At 61.6% G+C, this 255-nt stretch carries 1 protein-coding gene; it reads left to right on the forward strand.

The window, feature by feature from the left end; genetic code table 11:
* The coding region (locus tag R6258_RS18825) for a hypothetical protein (RefSeq protein ID WP_318453481.1) at positions 1–255 on the forward strand (255 nt) is incomplete at both ends.

The following is a 255-nucleotide window of genomic DNA, read 5'->3' on the forward strand; positions in this document are numbered from 1 at the left end:
TATCTCTCCGCGGCGTTCTCCCTACTCACGGGAGACTTTCAGGCGGCTAAAAACAAGTTCGTGAACACGTCCGTCGAGTGGGAGAAAGCGGCGGCCCGGTTCGCGGCCCGCGTTCAGGCGGGCTTCGCGGCGTTCGGGATAGCGATTAAGACCGGGATAGCCGCGGCGGTTGAGGCGGCGGACTACGCGTGGAGGAGAGGGTGGAACGGGATCCTCACGTTCACACAGCAGACTATAAACAACGTAGCGAACGCT

Source organism: Halomonas sp. HP20-15 (assembly GCF_033446685.1).
In the GTDB taxonomy this organism is placed as follows: Bacteria; Pseudomonadota; Gammaproteobacteria; order Pseudomonadales; family Halomonadaceae; genus Modicisalibacter.